The sequence below is a fragment of the Pseudomonas sp. 3A(2025) genome (genome assembly GCF_054589175.1).
Genome location: NZ_BAAILM010000005.1, coordinates 1 through 18,747 on the forward strand (window position 1 = coordinate 1; position 18,747 = coordinate 18,747).

The following is an 18,747-nucleotide window of genomic DNA, read 5'->3' on the forward strand; positions in this document are numbered from 1 at the left end:
ATTATTTTCAGAAGTTTTCAACACATCCAAACTTCGATCACTTGCGTGCCGAGCGATCTTTCGACCAACTCGTCAGCGGGAGGCGAATAATACAGCAACCGAAGTTACTGTCAACTGCCTTTTTTCACCGCCGGGCCCGGAGGCCTGCACTATTCCCTCGCCGTTTTCACTTCTAACTCGTTGATCTTCAAGGAGTTTTCAGTTTCTTCCGCGGCGGGAATGGTGCGCATTATAGAGCGCTGAGACGGGGCGTCAACACTTAATTACCAATAGCACCGAAATTAAATAAATGCGCATTATATTGCGCAAACCCTTCCGGTTACTCATCATGCTGCCTATATATAGAAAGCCCGCCCCAGGACCCTGCCTGCCATGAAGCCGTCATCACTCACCCCCTCTTCCATATTGTTCCCCCTGGGATTGCTGATCATCGCCATGATCTCCATCCAGACAGGCGCCTCTCTGGCCAAGAGCCTGTTCCCTGCCATAGGCGCACAAGGCACAACCACCCTGCGACTGGTCTTTGCCAGCATCATCATGATTCTGGTCTTGCGCCCCTGGCGTGTTCGCCTGAGTGCACGCTCGCTGCGCATGATCATTGTGTATGGCGTGGCACTGGGCGCAATGAACCTGCTTTTCTATATGTCGCTGCGCACTGTACCGCTGGGCATCGCCGTAGCCCTGGAACTCACCGGCCCGCTGACCGTGGCATTGCTGTCTTCGCGCAGAACCATCGATGTCCTGTGGATAGCCCTGGCCGTCGGCGGTTTGTTGATGCTGATACCGGATAGCAACAGCGCCAGCCTTGACCCGCTCGGGGCGGCCTATGCGCTTGGCGCCGGCGCCTGCTGGGCCGCTTATATTGTCTTCGGCCAGAAAGCCGGAGAAGGTAACGGTGTTCAGACCGCCGCACTCGGGGTAATCGTCGCCGCCCTGTTTGCTGCCCCCTTCGGCATAGCCCATGCAGGCACCGCACTACTGGACATTGGCCTGCTGCCCGCCGCAATCGGTGTAGCGATCCTGTCGACCGCCCTGCCCTATAGCCTGGAGATGATCGCCCTGACGCGCATGTCGGCGCGAACCTTCGGCACACTGGCAAGCCTGGAACCGGTTATCGCAGCACTCTCGGGCCTGCTGTTTCTGCACGAGCAATTGTCGCAACTGCAATGGCTGGCCATGGGCGCGATCATTCTGGCTTCTATCGGCGTAACGCTGTCGGCCACCCCCCAACAGCCCAAACTGGTGCCTGGCGACTGAGTCTCAATAACAAGAATTTACAAGGCACTAGCAATTGTTCCGCGCATGCGCCATGTTTACAGCCTGACCGATACGGTTCGTGGGAAAAATCCGTGAACCGATCGATATCCCTTGAGTACCAACAAACACTCAAGCCCGATTGTGGCTTTCAGACATAGCCGGTTAAGGAACGGGATGAAATACATCGTTATCGCACTGGCGCTGCTTGGCGTGACAGGATGCGCCGCGACAGCCAAGCCGGTTGTTCAAGGCAAGCGCGGCATCCACATCAACTGCTCGGGGTTGTCTTCATCCTGGGAGAAATGCCAGGAGCTGGCAGCCAACACCTGCGAGTCAGGCCAATTCAGGGTCATTGCCAAGTCGGGTGACGCCGTCGAGGACCCAGGCGATTATCCATTCGGCCTGAATCCCGCCGGTTATACCAGCCGCAGCATGATTATCGTGTGCAAGAAATCCCGTCTTTAAGGCGCGCAACACGTCAATCAAACGCTGACGGTGCGCGCCTGTAGCCATTGCAACGCAGCCCCTTGCAGCAGGGGGCTCAAACGCTGCCTGACGTGCGTATGGTAACGATTGAGCCAGGCCTTCTCATCGGCACTGAGCAGCGACAACTCCAGACAACGCGTGTCGATCGGGCACAGCGTCAGCGTTTCGAACCGCAGAAACTCACCAAACTCGGTCTGCTCCGCTTCCTGATTGATCACCAGGTTCTCTATACGCACGCCCCAGCGCCCCGGCCGGTAAGTACCCGGTTCAATAGACGTGATCATCCCCGCCAGCATGGCTGTCTGTGGCGTAACCGGCGCCTGATAGGCAATCACCTGCGGCCCTTCGTGTACATTCAGAAAGTAACCCACGCCATGGCCGGTGCCATGACCATAGTTGACCCCCTCGGCCCACATCGGCGCCCTTGCAATAGAGTCCAGCAGCGGTGCCGGAATGCCTTTGGGAAACCGCGCCCGCGACAGGGCAATCATGCCCTTGAGCACCCGGCTGCAATCCTGCTTCTGCGCGGCACTCGGTTCGCCGACGGCGACCATCCGTGTGATGTCAGTCGTACCGCCAAGGTACTGGCCACCGGAATCGATCAATAGCAGGCCATTGCCTTCAATCTGCGCATGCTCGGCTTCGGTGGCCCGATAATGCGGCATCGCACCATTGGCATTAAAGCCTGCAATCGTTGCAAAACTGGGGCACACATACCCCGGTCGGCGCTGACGAGCCTCGGCCAGTTCCTCGTCGATGTTCAGCTCACTGATGGACAGACGCCCCAGAGAATCATCCAGCCAGGTGAAGAATTCACACAGGGCGGCACCGTCCTGCTCCATGACCTGACGGATATGGCGCAGATCCTCAAGACTCTTCTGCGATTTGAACAGGGTCGTGGGGTTGAGGCCTTCTACCAGGTTGATCTCACTGTCCAGATGATCGAGCAAGCCGCACGTGACCCGCGCAGGGTCGACCAGCAGGCGCGCCGCCTTGGGCACTTTGCGCAGCGCCGCACCAATCTGGTTGTACTCCAGCAGATTGACGCCATCGCGCTGCAGGCTCTGACGTACCGAAGCCGTGATCTTTTCACCGCCGACAAACAACGTGACACTCTTTGGCCCGATCAGGGCGAAGGCAATGAATACCGGGTTATAGGACACATCCGAACCGCGCAGGTTGAACAACCAGGCGATATCGTCCAGGGTCGCAATGAAATGCCAGTCGGCCTCACGTTCAGCCATGGCCTTGCGCAAACGCTCGATTTTTTCACGACGCGACACGGTTGCATGCGGCGGCAGATGCTCGTAGACCGGGTTGCGCGGTAAAGCAGGGCGGTCCTTCCACAGCTCGGTGAGCAGGTCCAGGTCAGTACGAAACCTGGCACCACGGTCATACAGCTTGCTGGCCAGTGTGCGCGAAGACGCCACCGCCAGCACCGCGCCATCGACCGCCACCACCGTGTCAGTGGCGGCCTGATCGGCCAGCCATTCCAAGGGTCCCGGCTGGCCGGGCAACAGCTTGACCAGCTCGATACCGCTGCCCGCCAATTCCTTGGTGGCTTGTTCCCAATAACGGCTGTCGGCCCACAGACCGGCGAAATCCTGAGTGACGATCAGCGTCCCTACCGAACCCTGAAAACCGGATAACCACTGGCGCCCTTGCCAGAACCCCGGCAAGTATTCGGAAAGATGCGGATCGGCAGAGGGCACCAGCCAGGCATCGATTTTCTCGCGGCTCATCACAGCCCGCGCCTGCGCCAGGCGCTCGGCCGCCCCTGCGACATTGGTTTGCTTACTCATTACCGCTCCTGCTGACCCGAAATTGACCTCGGGTCAGATAATGGAGCAGTGATTACGAGTGAGCAACTGCCCAGAACGGTGGCTGGCTCAGAGATGCACGAATCTGTTCGGCAGCACGATCTATATCTGCCTCGCGGGTGAAGCGACCCAGGCTCAGGCGGATGGTCTGACTGGCCGCTGCGGCATCGTAGCCCAGCGCCAACAGCACATGAGAAGGTGCGTTTTTTGCCGAATTGCACGCCGACGTCGAAGAAAAGGCCAACGACTTGCCCAAGGCTGCGACATCCAGGTCACGACGTCCGAAGGTCAGGCTCAGGGTATGCGGAATGCGTTGCTCGCGACTGCCGTTGACCACCAGCCCGGTGATGCCGGCCAATTGCTCGCAAAGGCGATCATTCAAGCGTTGCGTGAAGGCGATTTCGTCTTCGAGCAACTCGGCAGCCAATGCGAAAGCAGCCCCCATACCCGCAATCTGGTGGGTCGCCAGAGTGCCGGAGCGCAAGCCTTGCTCGTGACCGCCACCGTGAATCTGCGCCAGCACCCGCTGACCGGCGCGAGGACCGACATACAGGGCACCGATGCCTTTTGGACCATAGATTTTATGCGCAGAGAACGACATCAGATCAACGGCCAGCTCGCTCAGATCAATGCGCAGCTTGCCAGCCCCTTGAGCAGCATCGACGTGCAGCAAAGCGCCGTGCTCACGTACCTGCGCGCCAATCGCGGCGATGTCGTTGACCGTGCCCAGCTCGTTATTGACCAGCATCAGCGACACCAGAAACGTGTCTTCGCGCAAGGCGGCGGTGACGGCCTCGACAGAGATCAGGCCATCGGCGTCCGGCGCCAGATAAGTTACGTCGATGCCCTGACCCTGCAAATACTGCGCGGTGTCGAGAATGGCCTTGTGTTCGATCTGGCTGGTGATGATATGCCCACCCGCCTTGCCGTTGCGCTGAACCTGCGCCTCAGCCACGCCCTTGAGCGCGAGGTTATTCGACTCGGTAGCCCCCGAGGTCCAGACGATCTGCTCGGCACGCGCGCCGACCAATGCCGCTACCTGCTGACGGGCTTGCTCGACGGCCAGCCGCGCACGCTGTCCAAAACCATGTGAGCTGGACGCCGGATTGCCGAAATTGCCTGCTTGCCCCAGACAGGAAACCATCACCTGGATGACCCGCTCGTCCACGGGCGTGGTGGCGGCGTAATCGAAATACAGTGCGCTATTGCTCATGAACATCCCTCTGAAGTGCACAATCCGGCCTGCCGGATCGTCTGCAGGTCGACATCTGTAATCGATGACGACTTAACCATGGGTGCATCATGCACCAGACCAGATAGATCTAAAAATTCTAATTTTGAATTTATTTATAACCTTATTGAATATATAGCATTTACAGGGCTTGCAACACCGTCCCGATCCGAATCACACGGTAGTGCAGATATTGCTCAACGTTCAACGCTGATTGCCCTACTGTCTGGTTGACGTTAAATAGCGGCTGTTTCAACCTGACTGTTAGAAGCACTCAATCGCGTACTGTCCGACTGACAGAAAACCGTCACCCCTGCAACCCGACTCACCTGTTAGTTTTTTGACCCTGTTTAAATTCAAACAGTTAAGCCTTACATGCGGTTTTTTATCAAAAATTTAACAGGAATTTGACGAAATAATTTGACAGATTCCTACACAGCTTCAATATATAGGTCTGTCTGACGATTCCTGGCTTTTATGCCAATGCCACAGAGCATTGCATCGGAATGGTCGTAGTGACATCACATCGCAGTCACTCTGTATCCCGGTTGTTTCCACGGTGGCCTCTTGCACCGCTGGATGTCTGTCGACTCGCATACCCCCTTTTGACTTACTGAATTCGTTCGGTCTGGCGGTAGCTTTGCCCGAAAACTTTCCGATCGCCGAGCCTGTTATGGCTGACGAGCACGGGCGGTAGCGTGGCCGAACAGATACTCGATCAACCAGGCCTTAGCGCCATGTTTTTGGTTTTTCGCCTCAACTCCACCCGAGGTGTAACCGAATGCCGTCTACTCCCGAAGCAGTCACCCATTTTGCCACCGAGCTGGCACACCTGATGGACACGCAAGGCTACGCCCACATCGAGGGGCTGTTGAGCCTCGGCGAGTTGACGCAACTGCAAACGTTCACCAATGAACAGGCGCGCCGTCACCCGGGTGAATACTTTGCCTACCACGGTGAACAGCTATTGGCCGAGAGTGCACTGGTGCAACTCTGGTCAAACCCGCTTGTGCAGCAGTTACTGGCGCAGCTTTACCGCCACGCCACCGGCCACGACAGCGCAAGCCCGACGATTTTTCCGGTCCTGCGCTGTGTACAAGGCACGCAGGGGCGCCGTGAATCCAATTGTTTCCACTTCGACGCCAGCATGGTGACGATGCTGGTGCCCATCCACATCCCGACCGAAGGGCAAGAGCGCGGCGACCTCATGCTGTTTCCCAACCTGCGCGGCGCCCGCCGTTCAGTGCTGGTCAACCTCGTCCAGAAAACCCTGCTGCAAAACCGCCTCAGCCGCTGGCTGATAGGCCAGGCCATACAGCGCGGCTGGCTCAAACCGATGGTGCTGCCGTTAATGCCCGGCAACCTCTATCTGTTCTGGGGCTATCGCACCCTGCATGCCAACCAGCCGTGCAGTGCCGGGCTGATGCGCGCCACCGCCTTGCTGCACTTTGGCGACCCGCACAGCGGCAGCCTGATCACCCGCATGATTCTGGGCCACAACCAGCGCCGCGCTGCACGGATCAGCGCCCGGACGCTGCGCGACGACCCTGCGCAAATATCCTGATTCAACGTCCGGCTCCCACTTTGCAACAGCACGCTGCACCCACTGACACGGAGGTTCCGATGATTAATGTGACCAAGACCTATCTTGGCGATATCGACAAGTTCAAGCGCTATGTCGAAGGGATCTACGCACGCGGCTGGCTGACCAACCACGGTCCCCTGGTCGAAGAATTACAGGCCCGGCTGCGCGATTACCTCGGCGTACGCCACGTGATCCTGACCAATAACGGCACCCTGGCGTTGCAAATCGCCTATCGCGCCTTGCAACTGACGGGCAGCGCGGTCACCACGCCGTTCAGCTTCGTGGCCACCAGCAGCTCATTGCAATGGGAAGGCATCCGGCCGATCTTCGCCGACATCGACCCACAGACCTGGAACCTGTCGCCGCGTTACATCGAAAGCGCCATCGAAGCCGACACCTCGGCCATCGTCGCCACCCATGTGTTCGGTAACCCGTGCGCCGTTCAGGCCATCGAAGAAATCGCCCGCAGGCGCCACCTGAAGGTGGTCTATGACGGTGCTCATGCTTTTTCGGTGCGTTACGCCGGGCAGTCGGTGTTCGCCTGGGGTGACGTCAGCATCCTGAGCTTTCACGCCACCAAGCTGTTTCACACCATCGAAGGCGGCGCCATCATTACCAACGATGATGACGTGGCCAGACGCGCATCCTTGCTGTGCAACTTCGGCATCAGTGGCGTTGATCGTATAGAGGGCATCGGCATCAATGCCAAGCTCAACGAATTCTCGGCCGCCATGGGCCTGTGCATCCTCGACGACATCGACACCATCCTTGAGCAACGGGCCGATATCGCCGATCGTTACACCACCCGCCTGCACAATTACGTCGACTTGCAACAACCCCAGGCCCACAGCCGGCCTAATCACAGCTACTACCCGATTGCGCTGCACGACGAACAACACCTGCTGCAAGTACGCAGCCTGCTCAATGCCCGTGGCATCAACCCACGGCGATATTTCTACCCCTGCCTGGACACCCTGGAATACCTGCAACCGCAACCCGGCCAGCCGACTGCCCGCGCCTTGAGCGAGCGGGTGTTGTGCCTGCCGATCTACCCGGGCCTGCCGCGCGAGGATCAGGACCGGGTCATCGACACCATTCTGGAAAGCTGCAGCCCTCGTGCACTCAGTCCCGTTGTCGCTCAAGTCGGATATTGAGCATGTCGGTTATCCGCAATACCGCGCTTAACTATGCAGGCCAGGCTTACGTGCTGGGTGTAGGGATTGCGATCATGCCCTTCTACCTGGGGCATCTGGGCGCCGAAGCCTATGGATTGATCGGTTTTTTCACGGTCATGCAGGCCTGGCTGCAATTGCTCGACGCCGGCCTGTCGCCCAGCCTGGTGCGTGCAGTGGCGCATCAACCCGCCACCCGCGAAGGGCGTCAGATCTGCGGGCGGTTATTGCGCTCGTTCGAGATCATCTTCCTGCCATTGACGCTGGGCTGCGCACTGTCGATCCACCTGGCCAGCCCCTGGATCGCCAGCCACTGGCTCAATGCGCAGAGCCTGTCGGCGCAAAGTGTCAGCGACTGCATCGGCCTGATGGGCGTGATCATTGCCTTGCGCCTGTACGCCACTCTCTACAAGAGTGGCCTGCAAGGCCTTGAACAACACGCCTGGCTCAACGGCGCCAATGTGCTGATCGCCACCTTGCGCTACTTTGGCGGGCTGTGGCTGGTCAGTTCGGTGTCCAGCGACGTGCGTGATTTCTTCATCTTCCAGGCCTTCGTGAGCCTGGTCGAAACCCTGATGTTCGCCGTGCGTGGCTGGCGGCAGATGCCGGGTGCGGCGCTGGCCGGCTTCGACACAGCGCTGGTCAAACCGGTCCTGCCGTTTGCCGCCAGCCTGTCGTTGACCGCCGTGTTATGGATTGCCCTGACCCAGATGGACAAGGTGCTGCTGTCCGAGCGCCTGCTGCTGGCCGAATACGGTTACTTCTCGCTGGTCGCGCTGGTCGGCACCGGCATCCTGACCCTGACCAACCCGCTGGTGCAAACCCTGTTGCCGCGCCTCACTCGGCTGGTGGCCGAGGGCCGCGAGCGCGACATGCACGCACTGTTTCTGGCCGCCCACCGGTTTGTCTGCACCCTGCTGTTTCCGTTGGCCGCGATCATTGCCCTGCATGGCCAGGCACTGATCTACGCCTGGACCGGCGATGCCAGCGCCGCACGCTGGAGCCAGCCGGTACTGGGCTGGTACGCCCTGGGCAGCGCGATCATGGCCATCAGCGCCTTTCAGTTTTATCTGCAATACGCCTACGGTCAGATGCGCCTGCATATCGGCTACAGCCTGGTGTCGGCCGCCATCAGTGTGCCGGTCATGTTCTGGGCCATCGATCAGTTGGGCGTACTTGGCGCCGCGCTGGCCTGGTTCGGCCTGCGCCTGGTGTCGCTGGCGATCTGGCCGCTGATCGTCCACCGGCACCTGGCGCCGACCCTGCACGGCCCATGGCTGCGCGACATTTTGCGCATCAGTCTGATGACCGCGCTGGGTCTGGTCGTCAGCGACCCGCTGTTCGACCTGATTGCAGCGCCTGGCCCCAATGGCCTGCTTCCCGACCGCTTGGCCCTGCTGCTGGCGCTGGCCGTCAGCGGCCTTGTGACCCTGTTGCTGGTGGCCGTCAGTTACCGGCCACTGATGCACAAGATCTACCTATCGTTGAGCAAACCGAGTACTTGAGCCATGGATGCCATTACCCGTCACACACGCCACGATTCGTCACCGACGCCGCTGTTGAGCATCGTCTGCCCGACCTATAACCAGGAGGCCTTCATTGCCCAGACCCTGGACAGCTTTCTGGCCCAGCAGACCGACTTCGGTTTCGAAATCCTCGTCAACGACGATGCTTCGACCGACGGCACCGCACGTATCATCGCCCAGTATGTCGAGCGCTACCCGCAGATCATCAGGCCCTTCTACCACGCCGAAAACCAGTTTCGGCAAGGCAAGCCCTGTGTGCCCGACCTGTTTATCGAAGCACGCGGGCGCTACATCGCCTTCTGTGAAGGCGATGACTACTGGACCGACCCGCGCAAGCTGCAACTGCAAGTGGACTTTCTCGAAAGCCATCCCGACTACGTCCTCACCTACCACGACGCAATGGCCTTCGACGACAAGGGTCAACACGGCATCCAGTTGCAGGGCGACCTGCGTCGCGACGCCAGTGCCCTGGAGCTGCAAAAGGCCCGGCCGATCTCGACCCTGACCACCTGTTTTCGCAACGTGCTGACCAGCATGCCGCCGGAGTTGCAGATGCGTATCGCGCCGCTCAACGACCTGTGCTGGTGGTCGTTACTGGGTGCCCATGGCAAGGGCAAGTTCATCGAGCAGATCAAACCGGCGGCGTACCGCTTGCACCCGGGCGGGATCTTTTCCATGCGCAGCGACAAGCGCAAATTGCACATGAGCCTGCAAACCGCCTCAAGCCTGGCCAACTACTACAACCGGCTGGGCAACCAGGCGCTGTACGAGCACTTTCTGAGCCGGAGTGTGTGCCTGTCACTGGCCGCGCTGTCGCCCGAACACAAGATCAAAGCCCTGCTGACCGTGGCGCGCAATGTGCTCGTCAACCTTGGCCGGCGCCTGCGCCAGGCCACCCGTCAAACCTTCAGTAAAGCCACCGGTAAAATCGCCGGTAAAGCCAATGTTCAGTGAGTTGCTGGTGGTCTGCGTCGGCAACATCTGCCGCAGCCCCATGGCCGAAGCCCTGCTGCGCGAACGCCTGGCAACACCTGACATCCAGATTCGATCGGCGGGCCTGAGTGCCTTGGTCGGCGAGCCCATGGACCGTCTGGCGCAAGAGGTGTTGCACGATCACGGCCTCACACCGCATGCGCATCATGCCCGCCAGGTCGAGCGGCAGATGCTGCGGCGCGCCGACCTGATCCTGTCGATGGAACACGCCCACATGGCCCGCCTGTTCAAGCTGGCCCCGGAGATACGTGGCCGTACGTTTCTGATCGGCCAATGGCAGCAGTCGACGCACATCGTCGACCCCTATCGGCGCGCAAAAACCGCCTTCGAACAGACCTACGTGCATCTGTCGCGCTGTGTCGACGACTGGCTTCCTTATCTTCAGTCAGGAGATCCGAGATAAATGACTGTTATGAATCGTACTTCCCTGGACGCCTTCCAGGACACCCGGATCGACCTGGCCACCCTGCTGCGCACGTTGCTGGACCACAAGCAACTGATCCTCTGGCTGACCGGGCTGTTCATGCTGATCGGCCTGCTCTACGCGATACTGGCCACGCCGATTTACCAGGCCTCGGCCATGATCCAGATCGAGCCGCGCAAGCTCGGCATCGAAGGCACACCCGAGGTCAACAACAAACCGATGTCGGCTTCTCAGGCCACCACCGAGATCGAGCTGATCAAATCCCGCGCCCTGCTGGGCAAGGTGGTCGAAGACCTGCGCCTGAACGTGGAATACACCCCTGACCGGCTGCCGGTCATCGGTCCCTGGTTGTATCGCACCTTCACGCCCGAATTTGCAGGCCAACTCGCCGAGCCGCTGTTCGGCCTGAACAACTATGCCTGGGGCGGCGAAAAGCTCGATATCTTCCAGCTCGAAGTGCCCGAAGCCCTGCTGGGCGAACCGCTGAAACTAGTGGCTGGCAGACCCGGTCAGTACGCGCTCTACGACGCCGACAACCATTTGCTGCTTAACGGCACCGTCGGGCGCAGCAGTGAAGGCCAGGGTATCAAGCTGCAAGTGTCAGCCCTCAATGCCCGTCCGCAGACCTCGTTCACCGTGACCCGTCAGCGCACCCTGAGCACCGCCCTGGCGTGGCAGGACCGGTTGAAAATCACCGAAGCCGGCAAGGACTCGGGGATCATTTACCTGCTGCTGCAAGACAACGACCCGCTCAAGGCCAACGCGGTGCTCAACGAAGTCAGCCGCCTGTATGTGCGCCAGAACGTCGACCGCAGCTCGGCCGAAGCGGCGCAGCGCCTGGAATTCCTGCGCTCGCAACTGCCGATGGTGCGCAAGCAACTGGAAGCCTCGGAAACCGCACTGAATGTCTTTCAGACCAGCTCACGCTCGGCGGACCTGTCGATCGAAACCAAAGGCGTGCTCGATCAGGTCGTCGAAATGGACAATCGCTTGTCCGAACTGCGGCTCAAACGCGTCGAGCTGGAACGCTTGTATACCCGCGAACACCCGACCTACCGCAGCCTGATGAGCCAGATCGCGCAAATCGATACCCTCAAGCAAGGCCTGATGAAAAAGATCGATGCCCTGCCGCAAGCCCAGCAGGAACTGCTGCGCCTGACCCGCGACATGCAGGTCATCAGCCAGACCTACACCCTGATGCTCAACAAGAGCCAGGAGCAAGACATCCTGCGCGCCGGCAGCATCGGTAACGTACGCATCATCGACAATGCCGACAGCAACGTCGAAAAACCGGTCAAGCCGATGAAGACCCTGATCGTGCTGATCGCCGCCTTGCTGGGGGCGCTGCTGGCGGTGGCGATCATCTTTATCCGCCAGGCGTTCTATCGCGGCATCGAGAACCCCGAAGTCATCGAAAACCTCGGCATGCCGGTCTACGCCTCCTTGCCCTTCTCGCGTCAGCAAGAACGCCTCGACAAGGCCGCCACCGGCCACGGCGCACCGCGCGAATCACGCTTGCTGAGCACTCGCGCCCCGGAAGAACTGGCCCTGGAATCACTGCGCAGCCTGCGCACCAGCCTGCACTTTGCAATGCTTGAAGCACGCAACAACGTGCTGATGATCACCAGCCCCCTGCCCGGCGCCGGCAAATCGTTCGTGTCCGCCAACCTGGCGGTCATCATTGCCCAGACCGGCAAGCGCGTACTGCTGATCGACGCCGACATGCGCAAGGGCTACCTGCACAAAGTGCTGGGTGTGCAATCGCGGCACGGCTTGTCCGACACCCTGGCGGCGCGTCTCAAATGCCTTGAGGTGATCAACCGCACCGAGGTGCGCAACCTGGATTTCATTTCCTGTGGGTTTGCCGCGCCCAACCCTTCCGAGCTGTTGATGCACGACAACTTCCACAAGACCCTCAGCGAACTGTCGCCGCTGTACGACCTGATCATCATCGACACCCCGCCGATTCTTGCGGTCACCGACGGCACGCTGGTCGGTCGCCAGGCCGGCACCTGCCTGCTGGTGGCGCGCTTCGGCCTGACCACGAGCAAAGAGCTTGAAGCCTGTAAACGCAGGCTCAACCAGAACGGCATCCTGATAAAAGGCGCGATCTTCAACGCCACCGTGCGCAAGGCCTCAACCGCCGAGTATGACTGCACCAGCTACGGCTACAGCTACCACCCCGTACGCAAGTAAGCCTTCCTGCCATCACTACAAGGAGTTAATCATGGCCCGAACCATTGCAATGATGCAGCCGTACCTGTTCCCTTACCTGGGGTACTTTCAACTGATTGCCCGCGCTGACGTGTTCATCCTCGGTGATGACCTGCAGTTCATCCGCGCAGGCTGGGTCAACCGCAACCGTATTCTGGACAACGATCAGCCGCGCCTGCTGACCTTTCCGGTCAAGAAGGACCATTTCGGCCTGCCCATCATGCAACGCCGGCTGGCCGACGGTTTCGACATCGAGGCCACGCGCCTGCTCAACCTGATTGAACAGAGCTACCGCAAGGCACCGCACTTCGCCCAGATCATGCCGCTGCTTGAACGGCTGATCCGCTTCCCGCAGAACAACCTGGCGCTGTACGCCGAAAATGCCCTGCGCGAGCTGTGTGCCTACCTGCACATCACCACGCCGATCCTGCGCGGCTCCGACCTGCACCTGGACACCTGCCGCGACAAACAGGACCGAGTCATCAATATTGCCCACATTTTCTCGGCCACCACCTTTCTCAACCCCATCGGCGGCTTCGAGCTATACGACCGTGACCTGTTTGCCCGCAACGGCCTGCTGCTGCGCTTTTTCACCATGAAGCCGGTTCGTTACCCACAGTTTGGCGAGAACTTTGTCGAGAGCCTGTCGATCATCGATGTCCTGATGTTCAACAGCGTCGAGCAGACCCGTGCACTGCTCGACCACTTCACCGTCAGCGAAGGCGGCGCCGCCAACGACCCCTGCCTGAGCAGCGTAGTGACGCCCTTGAACCCTCAACTTGCCGTGGAGTGAGCCCATGTCCGCCATTGACCCTGCCCGTTGGTACCTGATCCAGACCAAACCCCGCCAGGAACTGCGTGCCCTTGAACACCTGCAACGCCAGCAGTTCGAGTGCTACCAGCCGCTGACCGCAGGCCTGGGCCGACCCGAAGCGCTGTTTCCCGGCTACCTGTTCATCCGCATGGACCAGGTTCATGACAACTGGTACCCGATTCGCTCGACCCGCGGCGTGGCGCGCATCGTCACCTTTGGCGCCCAGCCGGTGCCGGTGCACAACGGGCTGATCGAACAGATCCGCCAGCGCCTGGCCCACCCGGCACTGCACGGGGTGTTTGCACACGGCGAAACGGTGCGCATCAAGACCGGCAGTTTCGGTGACGTCGAAGCGATCTTTCTCTCGCTGGACGGTGCCGAGCGTGCCGTGATTCTGCTCAACCTGCTGCAGCGCCAGCACAAGGTGGTCTTGCCGCTCAGCAGCCTGACCCGGGTACCGGCCAGGGCCTGAGTGCCAGTACGTTAACCCCCGGTTTTCCTGCCCTTGTCCTGACCAGCGGAAATTGCGCCATGCCCAACCTCACGACCCTGGTCACTCTGACATACGGTGACCGCTACAACTATTTGCACACGCTGATCAGCCGCTCGCTGGAAAGCCCGCAGATCGAACGCGTTATTGTCGTCAGCAACGCCTCCAGCGCGCCACTGCAGACGCTGGTCGAAACCTGGCCCAGGCAGGTTCGGGTCATTGAGTTGCCGCACAATACCGGCTCCGCCAACGGTTACGCAGTCGGCATCCAGGCGGCGCTGGATGCCGGCAGCGAGTACGTGTGGCTGATGGATGACGACAACGCACCGACCATCAATGCCATCGAAGTCCTGCACGACCGGCTGCAACGTCTGGAGCCCACTTACGGTCGTGACCAGGTGGCGGTGCTGGGCTTTCGCCCGACCCACCAGGCCGACATCGCCACCGGCGTACCGCAACGCTTTGCCATTCAGCGTCGCTCGAGCTTTTTCGGCTTTCACGTGGCGCACCTGCCCTACAAGCTCTGGCGGCGTCTGCCCTGGGGCCGGCCCAAGATCGAAAACGCCTTGCCCTCGCTGGTGCAATTGCCGTTTGCCACCTACGGCGGCCTGCTGGCCCATCACAGCCTGTACCGGCGCATTGGCCTGCCGCTGGAAGCCTTGAAGCTGTATGCCGACGACAACGAATACACCTGGCGCATCACCGCCGGTGGCGGGCGAATTTTTCTGGTGCCGGAGGCCTTGCTCGACGACCTTGAACACTCGTGGAACATCAAGGCGCGTACCAACAACATCTATGAAAACTACCTGCTCGGCGGTTCCGACCTGCGTGCCTACTACGGCGCACGTAACCAGGCCTGGTTCGACAAGAATGTCTGGGTGGCGTCGCCGCTGGTTTATCAATTCAACCGCTGGCTGTTCTTCTGCCTGCTGCGCGTATTCGCCCGCCGCTGCGATGCCGGGCCACGTCTGAAACTGTTGGAAAAGGCCATCGCCGATGGCGAATCCGGCCTGCTCGGCCTGAACCGGTCGTACCCGTTATGAAGCTTCTGTTCGTGAGCAGCCTGTACGCACCCGACATCGGCGGCGGTGCCGAAATCATCCTGCAACGCACCGTCGAGGGCCTGCAAGCGCGCGGCCACAAGGTCGTGGTACTGGCCACCGGCGCCAAAGCCGGGCTGCATCAGGACAACCTCAATCGGGTGCGGGTCTACCGTGCCGGCTTGCGCAACTTCTATTGGCACTTCACCACCCAGCGCCCCGGCCGCCTGACACGCCTGGGCTGGCATCTGCGCGACCGCTATAACCGTGGTATGCGTCGCTACCTGAACCAGGTGATCACGCTTGAACAACCGGATCTGGTGGTCTGCCATAACCTCACCGGCTGGTCGGTCTCGGCCTGGGATGAAATCAGCCACTGCGACCGGCCGATCGTGCAAGTGCTGCACGACCTGTACCTGCTGTGCCCTGGCAGCACCATGTTCCGCAAGGGCCATGACTGCCAGCGCCAATGTGGCCTGTGCGTGCAGTTTCGCAAGGGTCACGCCGAGCGTTCGGCGCAGGTCGACAGCGTGGTCGGGGTCAGCCGCTTCATGCTCGAACGCCTGCAGGCACAGGGCTATTTCAAGGGTGCGCACAGCCATGTGGTCTACAACGCCAGCCCGTTTGCAGCCCCGCCAGCGGCAGGACAGCCCAAGCGACCCACCGCTGCCCCGCTGCGCTTTGGCTACATGGGTACGCTGTCGGAACCCAAGGGCGTGGGCTGGTTGATCGAGCAATTTCAGCGCCTGCCGTTCAAGGCCACGCTGGACATTGCCGGCCGTGGGCAACTGGCCGACGAGCAACGCTTCAAGGCCATGGCCGGCAGCGAGCGCATCCGCTTCGTCGGCTACCAGAAACCCGAACACTTCTATGCCAGCATCGATGTGGCCGTGGTGCCATCAATGTGGAGCGAGCCTTTCGGCATGGTCGCAGTCGAGGCCTGCTCCCACTCGAAACCGGTGATTGCCAGCCGTATGGGTGGCCTGACCGAGATTATCCAGGATCAGTTCAACGGCCTGCTGTGCAACCCCGACGACCCCGAATCACTGGGCCTTGCGATGCTCAAGCTGCATCAGGACCCGGCCCTGCTGGCGCGCCTGGGCACTCAGGCACGTGCCAGTGTGGCCGCCTTGCTGGACCTCGACCTGATGCTCGACAGCTATGAACGTATCTTTGCCCAGACCCTGCGCGAACGACTGCTGATCCCCGTCAATCTGCCGCTTTAAGCGTTTTTGCATAAATGCTTATTGCCGCTCATCTTTGCAGGAAGCATCCGATGATTGTTATCAATGCCCGGTTTCTGACCCAGAACCTTACCGGCGTGCAGCGTTATGCCGAACAAATCAGCCTGGCACTCAAGCAATTGCGTGACGACGTGGTCTTCGTCACCCCGCATGACGTGCGCTCACACCACACGGCAGGCCTGCTGCAAGCGCAATGCATCGGCCGCCACCGTGGCCATTTGTGGGAGCAGATCGACCTGCCGCTGTACCTGCGTCGCCAGGGTAATCCGCTGCTCATCTCGCTGGGCAGCAGCGGCCCATTGCTCTATGCCAACCAGATTGCCACCCACCATGACATCACTTATGTGCGTTTTCCGCACACCTACTCGTGGACGTTCCGTACCGCCTACCGGATCATGACCCCGATCCTGCTGTCACGGGTCAAGACCCTGCTGACGCCCAGCGAGTTTTCCAAAGGCGAAATTTCAAGCTTCTACAAGATGCCCGCCGAACGCATCCTGACCCTGCCCAATGCGGTGACCGCGCATTTTCTGCCCGCTGCCGTGCACGTCGAACGTCCTTACCTGCTGGCGGTGTCGTCACCCAGTGCGCACAAGAACTTCACCCGCATGATTCAGGCGTTTCTGAGCCTGCGCGGCCAGCCCGACCTGCAATTGCACATCGTCGGCTCCACCCACGGCCTGTTTGCCGACCCGGACCTGCAACGCCTGGCCAGCCGTGACCCGCGCATCCGCTTTCTGGGCCGCCTCGACGATGCCGAACTGCTGACCCAATACCAGGGCGCGACCGCCTTTGTGTTTCCGTCGCTGTACGAAGGTTTCGGCATCCCGCCACTTGAGGCCCAGGCCTGCGGCTGCCCGGTGCTGGCCGCCAATGCCGCCTCCATTCCCGAGGTACTCAAGGGCAGCGCGCTGTATTTCGACCCGCTGGATACCGCGCAGATGGCGGCGGCCATGCAACGCATCCTCGGTGATCCGGCCCTGCGCCAGTCACTGCGCCAGCGGGGGCTGGCCAACGTGACCCGGTTCAGCTGGCAACGCTCGGCGCAGCGGTTGTCCCGGCACATCGACAGCCTGCAAAAGGCCCGTGTGCAGACACGCAAGACCACCCACCGTTCGAGTGCCGATCAACAGAGCAAATAATTTTTATCGGATTGCCGCCCAGGCAAAGCCGTTCCATCCCCCGCTTAGACGCCTGCCGTATGCGCCTGATGTAGCGAGACTCTTACATCAAGGAAGACTCATGAAAATCGCAATCGTCCATGACTGGCTGGTGACCTATGCCGGTGCAGAACGGGCTCTGGCTTCGCTGTTGCGGGTCTGGCCCGAGGCGGATCTGTTCGCCGTGATCGACTTCCTCAGTGAACGGGACCGGGCGCAACTGGGCGGCAAACTCGCCACCACCACGTTCATCCAGAACCTGCCCGGTGCGCGCAAACACTACCAGCGCTATCTGCCCTTGATGCCGCTGGCCATCGAACAACTGGACCTGTCCGGTTATGACCTGGTGATCAGCAGCAGCCACGCAGTGGCCAAGGGCGTGCTGACCGGCCCCGACCAGTTGCACATCAGCTATGTGTACTCACCCATTCGCTATGCCTGGGACTTGCAACATCAGTACCTGCGCGAGTCGGGCCTGGACAAGGGCATCAAGGGACGGCTGGCGCGCATGGTGCTGCACTACATGCGCCTATGGGATCAGCGCACCGCCGCCGGGGTGGATGAATTCATCGCGGTTTCAAGCTTTATCGGCGCACGGATCGGCAAGGCCTATCGGCGAGAGTCCACGGTCATCTACCCACCGGTGGACACCTCAAGCTTCACCGCCGACGGGGCGCGTCAGGACTACTACTTCACCGCCTCGCGGATGGTGCCTTACAAGCGCCTGCCGATGATCGTCGAAGCCTTTGCGGCCATGCCCGACAAACGCCTGGTGGTGATCGGCGACGGCCCGGACATGGCCCGCGCCAAGGCCATCGATGCCCCCAACGTCAGCCTGCTTGGCTATCAGCCGGCCGCGGTGATGTTGCAGCACATGCGTGCCGCCAAAGCCTTCGTGTTTGCCGCCGAAGAAGACTTCGGCATCAGCCCGCTGGAAGCCCAGGCCTGTGGCACGCCAGTCATTGCCTATGGCAAGGGCGGTGCGCTGGAAACCATTCTGGGCCTGGACCACCCGACGCCCACCGGGGTGTTTTTTCAACAGCAGGACATTGCCTCACTGACAGCAGCGGTACGCGAATTCGAAGCGGCGCAGGGGCGGATTACTCCCATCGCCTGCCGGCTCAATGCCGAGCGCTTTTCGGTGGCGCGCTTCGAAGAGCAGATCAAGGCGTTCGTCGACAGCCGCCTGGCCAGCGCACGGGTCGCAGTCCAGCACGTGCGCCTGCCGGTACCGGTGCCCGACAACGAACTGCCTGCGCGTGTCGCGCCCATCGAGTCGGCCTGAGGCAAC

General features: G+C 60.6%; 16 protein-coding genes. 14 read left to right on the forward strand and 2 right to left on the reverse strand.

Translation table 11 applies throughout. The annotated features are described in order from the left end of the window. The first annotated feature begins 372 nt into the window (after positions 1–372). Positions 373–1,257 (forward strand): threonine/homoserine exporter RhtA, encoded by an 885-nt coding sequence (rhtA, locus tag ACYP2A_RS01295; RefSeq protein WP_459742036.1) that lies wholly within the window; start codon positions 373–375, stop codon positions 1,255–1,257. 174 nt (positions 1,258–1,431) lie between these two features. Further along, a complete protein-coding gene (locus tag ACYP2A_RS01300) occupies positions 1,432–1,722 on the forward strand; it encodes a hypothetical protein (protein WP_459742038.1) in 291 nt (96 codons plus the stop codon). A 17-nt stretch (positions 1,723–1,739) separates the two neighbouring features. Here the strand turns inward: ACYP2A_RS01300 and ACYP2A_RS01305 are convergent, their stop codons facing one another. Next, positions 1,740–3,545 carry an aminopeptidase P family protein gene (locus tag ACYP2A_RS01305; RefSeq protein ID WP_459742040.1) on the reverse strand — a complete coding sequence of 602 codons (1,806 nt, stop codon included), beginning with the start codon at positions 3,543–3,545 and terminating at the stop codon, positions 1,740–1,742. Between the two features lie 52 nt (positions 3,546–3,597). Continuing rightward, positions 3,598–4,776 (reverse strand): cysteine desulfurase family protein, encoded by a 1,179-nt coding sequence (locus ACYP2A_RS01310; protein ID WP_459742041.1) that lies wholly within the window; start codon positions 4,774–4,776, stop codon positions 3,598–3,600. Positions 4,777–5,575: 799 nt separating this feature from the next. Between ACYP2A_RS01310 and ACYP2A_RS01315 the strand changes: the two genes are divergently transcribed. From ACYP2A_RS01315 to ACYP2A_RS01370, 12 genes are all read left to right on the forward strand, one after another. Beyond that, on the forward strand, positions 5,576–6,358 hold the full coding sequence (locus tag ACYP2A_RS01315) for a hypothetical protein (RefSeq protein ID WP_459742043.1): 783 nt from the start codon (positions 5,576–5,578) through the stop codon (positions 6,356–6,358). 59 nt (positions 6,359–6,417) lie between these two features. Then, on the forward strand, positions 6,418–7,533 hold the full coding sequence (locus ACYP2A_RS01320; protein ID WP_459742045.1) for a DegT/DnrJ/EryC1/StrS family aminotransferase: 1,116 nt from the start codon (positions 6,418–6,420) through the stop codon (positions 7,531–7,533). Between the two features lie 2 nt (positions 7,534–7,535). Further along, positions 7,536–9,056, forward strand: coding sequence for a lipopolysaccharide biosynthesis protein (locus ACYP2A_RS01325; protein WP_459742047.1), 1,521 nt, complete (start codon positions 7,536–7,538; stop codon positions 9,054–9,056). A 3-nt stretch (positions 9,057–9,059) separates the two neighbouring features. After that, the gene (locus ACYP2A_RS01330) at positions 9,060–10,031 is read left to right on the forward strand and encodes a glycosyltransferase family 2 protein (protein ID WP_459742049.1); all 972 of its coding nucleotides are present in this window, start codon (positions 9,060–9,062) and stop codon (positions 10,029–10,031) included. Continuing rightward, on the forward strand, positions 10,021–10,473 hold the full coding sequence (locus tag ACYP2A_RS01335) for a low molecular weight protein-tyrosine-phosphatase (protein WP_459742050.1): 453 nt from the start codon (positions 10,021–10,023) through the stop codon (positions 10,471–10,473). The genes ACYP2A_RS01330 and ACYP2A_RS01335 overlap by 11 nt, the downstream gene beginning before the upstream one ends. Beyond that, positions 10,474–12,690: a polysaccharide biosynthesis tyrosine autokinase gene (locus ACYP2A_RS01340; RefSeq protein WP_459742052.1), complete on the forward strand. Its 2,217-nt coding sequence runs from the start codon at positions 10,474–10,476 to the stop codon at positions 12,688–12,690. A 31-nt stretch (positions 12,691–12,721) separates the two neighbouring features. After that, on the forward strand, positions 12,722–13,501 hold the full coding sequence (locus ACYP2A_RS01345) for a WbqC family protein (RefSeq protein ID WP_459742053.1): 780 nt from the start codon (positions 12,722–12,724) through the stop codon (positions 13,499–13,501). A 4-nt stretch (positions 13,502–13,505) separates the two neighbouring features. Continuing rightward, the gene (gene rfaH / locus ACYP2A_RS01350; protein ID WP_459742054.1) at positions 13,506–13,994 is read left to right on the forward strand and encodes a transcription/translation regulatory transformer protein RfaH; all 489 of its coding nucleotides are present in this window, start codon (positions 13,506–13,508) and stop codon (positions 13,992–13,994) included. Positions 13,995–14,053: 59 nt separating this feature from the next. After that, entirely contained in the window at positions 14,054–15,055 is a 1,002-nt protein-coding gene (locus ACYP2A_RS01355; RefSeq protein ID WP_459742056.1) for a glycosyltransferase, read from the forward strand. After that, the gene (locus tag ACYP2A_RS01360; protein WP_459742057.1) at positions 15,052–16,278 is read left to right on the forward strand and encodes a glycosyltransferase family 4 protein; all 1,227 of its coding nucleotides are present in this window, start codon (positions 15,052–15,054) and stop codon (positions 16,276–16,278) included. The genes ACYP2A_RS01355 and ACYP2A_RS01360 overlap by 4 nt, the downstream gene beginning before the upstream one ends. 50 nt (positions 16,279–16,328) lie before the next feature. Further along, on the forward strand, positions 16,329–17,438 hold the full coding sequence (locus ACYP2A_RS01365; RefSeq protein ID WP_459742059.1) for a glycosyltransferase family 4 protein: 1,110 nt from the start codon (positions 16,329–16,331) through the stop codon (positions 17,436–17,438). 100 nt (positions 17,439–17,538) lie between these two features. Continuing rightward, the gene (locus tag ACYP2A_RS01370) at positions 17,539–18,741 is read left to right on the forward strand and encodes a glycosyltransferase family 4 protein (RefSeq protein WP_459742060.1); all 1,203 of its coding nucleotides are present in this window, start codon (positions 17,539–17,541) and stop codon (positions 18,739–18,741) included. Positions 18,742–18,747 lie beyond the last annotated feature (6 nt).

Coding starts and splice junctions, on each gene's coding strand:
- ACYP2A_RS01330 (WP_459742049.1), top strand. CDS start 9,060: ATGGATGCCATTACCCGTCACACACGCCACGATTCGTCACCGACGCCG.
- ACYP2A_RS01305 (WP_459742040.1), bottom strand. CDS start 3,545: ATGAGTAAGCAAACCAATGTCGCAGGGGCGGCCGAGCGCCTGGCGCAG.
- ACYP2A_RS01340 (WP_459742052.1), top strand. CDS start 10,474: ATGACTGTTATGAATCGTACTTCCCTGGACGCCTTCCAGGACACCCGG.
- ACYP2A_RS01320 (WP_459742045.1), top strand. CDS start 6,418: ATGATTAATGTGACCAAGACCTATCTTGGCGATATCGACAAGTTCAAG.
- ACYP2A_RS01365 (WP_459742059.1), top strand. CDS start 16,329: ATGATTGTTATCAATGCCCGGTTTCTGACCCAGAACCTTACCGGCGTG.
- ACYP2A_RS01360 (WP_459742057.1), top strand. CDS start 15,052: ATGAAGCTTCTGTTCGTGAGCAGCCTGTACGCACCCGACATCGGCGGC.
- ACYP2A_RS01370 (WP_459742060.1), top strand. CDS start 17,539: ATGAAAATCGCAATCGTCCATGACTGGCTGGTGACCTATGCCGGTGCA.
- ACYP2A_RS01345 (WP_459742053.1), top strand. CDS start 12,722: ATGGCCCGAACCATTGCAATGATGCAGCCGTACCTGTTCCCTTACCTG.
- ACYP2A_RS01310 (WP_459742041.1), bottom strand. CDS start 4,776: ATGAGCAATAGCGCACTGTATTTCGATTACGCCGCCACCACGCCCGTG.
- ACYP2A_RS01325 (WP_459742047.1), top strand. CDS start 7,536: ATGTCGGTTATCCGCAATACCGCGCTTAACTATGCAGGCCAGGCTTAC.
- ACYP2A_RS01355 (WP_459742056.1), top strand. CDS start 14,054: ATGCCCAACCTCACGACCCTGGTCACTCTGACATACGGTGACCGCTAC.
- ACYP2A_RS01335 (WP_459742050.1), top strand. CDS start 10,021: ATGTTCAGTGAGTTGCTGGTGGTCTGCGTCGGCAACATCTGCCGCAGC.
- ACYP2A_RS01315 (WP_459742043.1), top strand. CDS start 5,576: ATGCCGTCTACTCCCGAAGCAGTCACCCATTTTGCCACCGAGCTGGCA.
- rfaH (WP_459742054.1), top strand. CDS start 13,506: ATGTCCGCCATTGACCCTGCCCGTTGGTACCTGATCCAGACCAAACCC.
- ACYP2A_RS01300 (WP_459742038.1), top strand. CDS start 1,432: ATGAAATACATCGTTATCGCACTGGCGCTGCTTGGCGTGACAGGATGC.
- rhtA (WP_459742036.1), top strand. CDS start 373: ATGAAGCCGTCATCACTCACCCCCTCTTCCATATTGTTCCCCCTGGGA.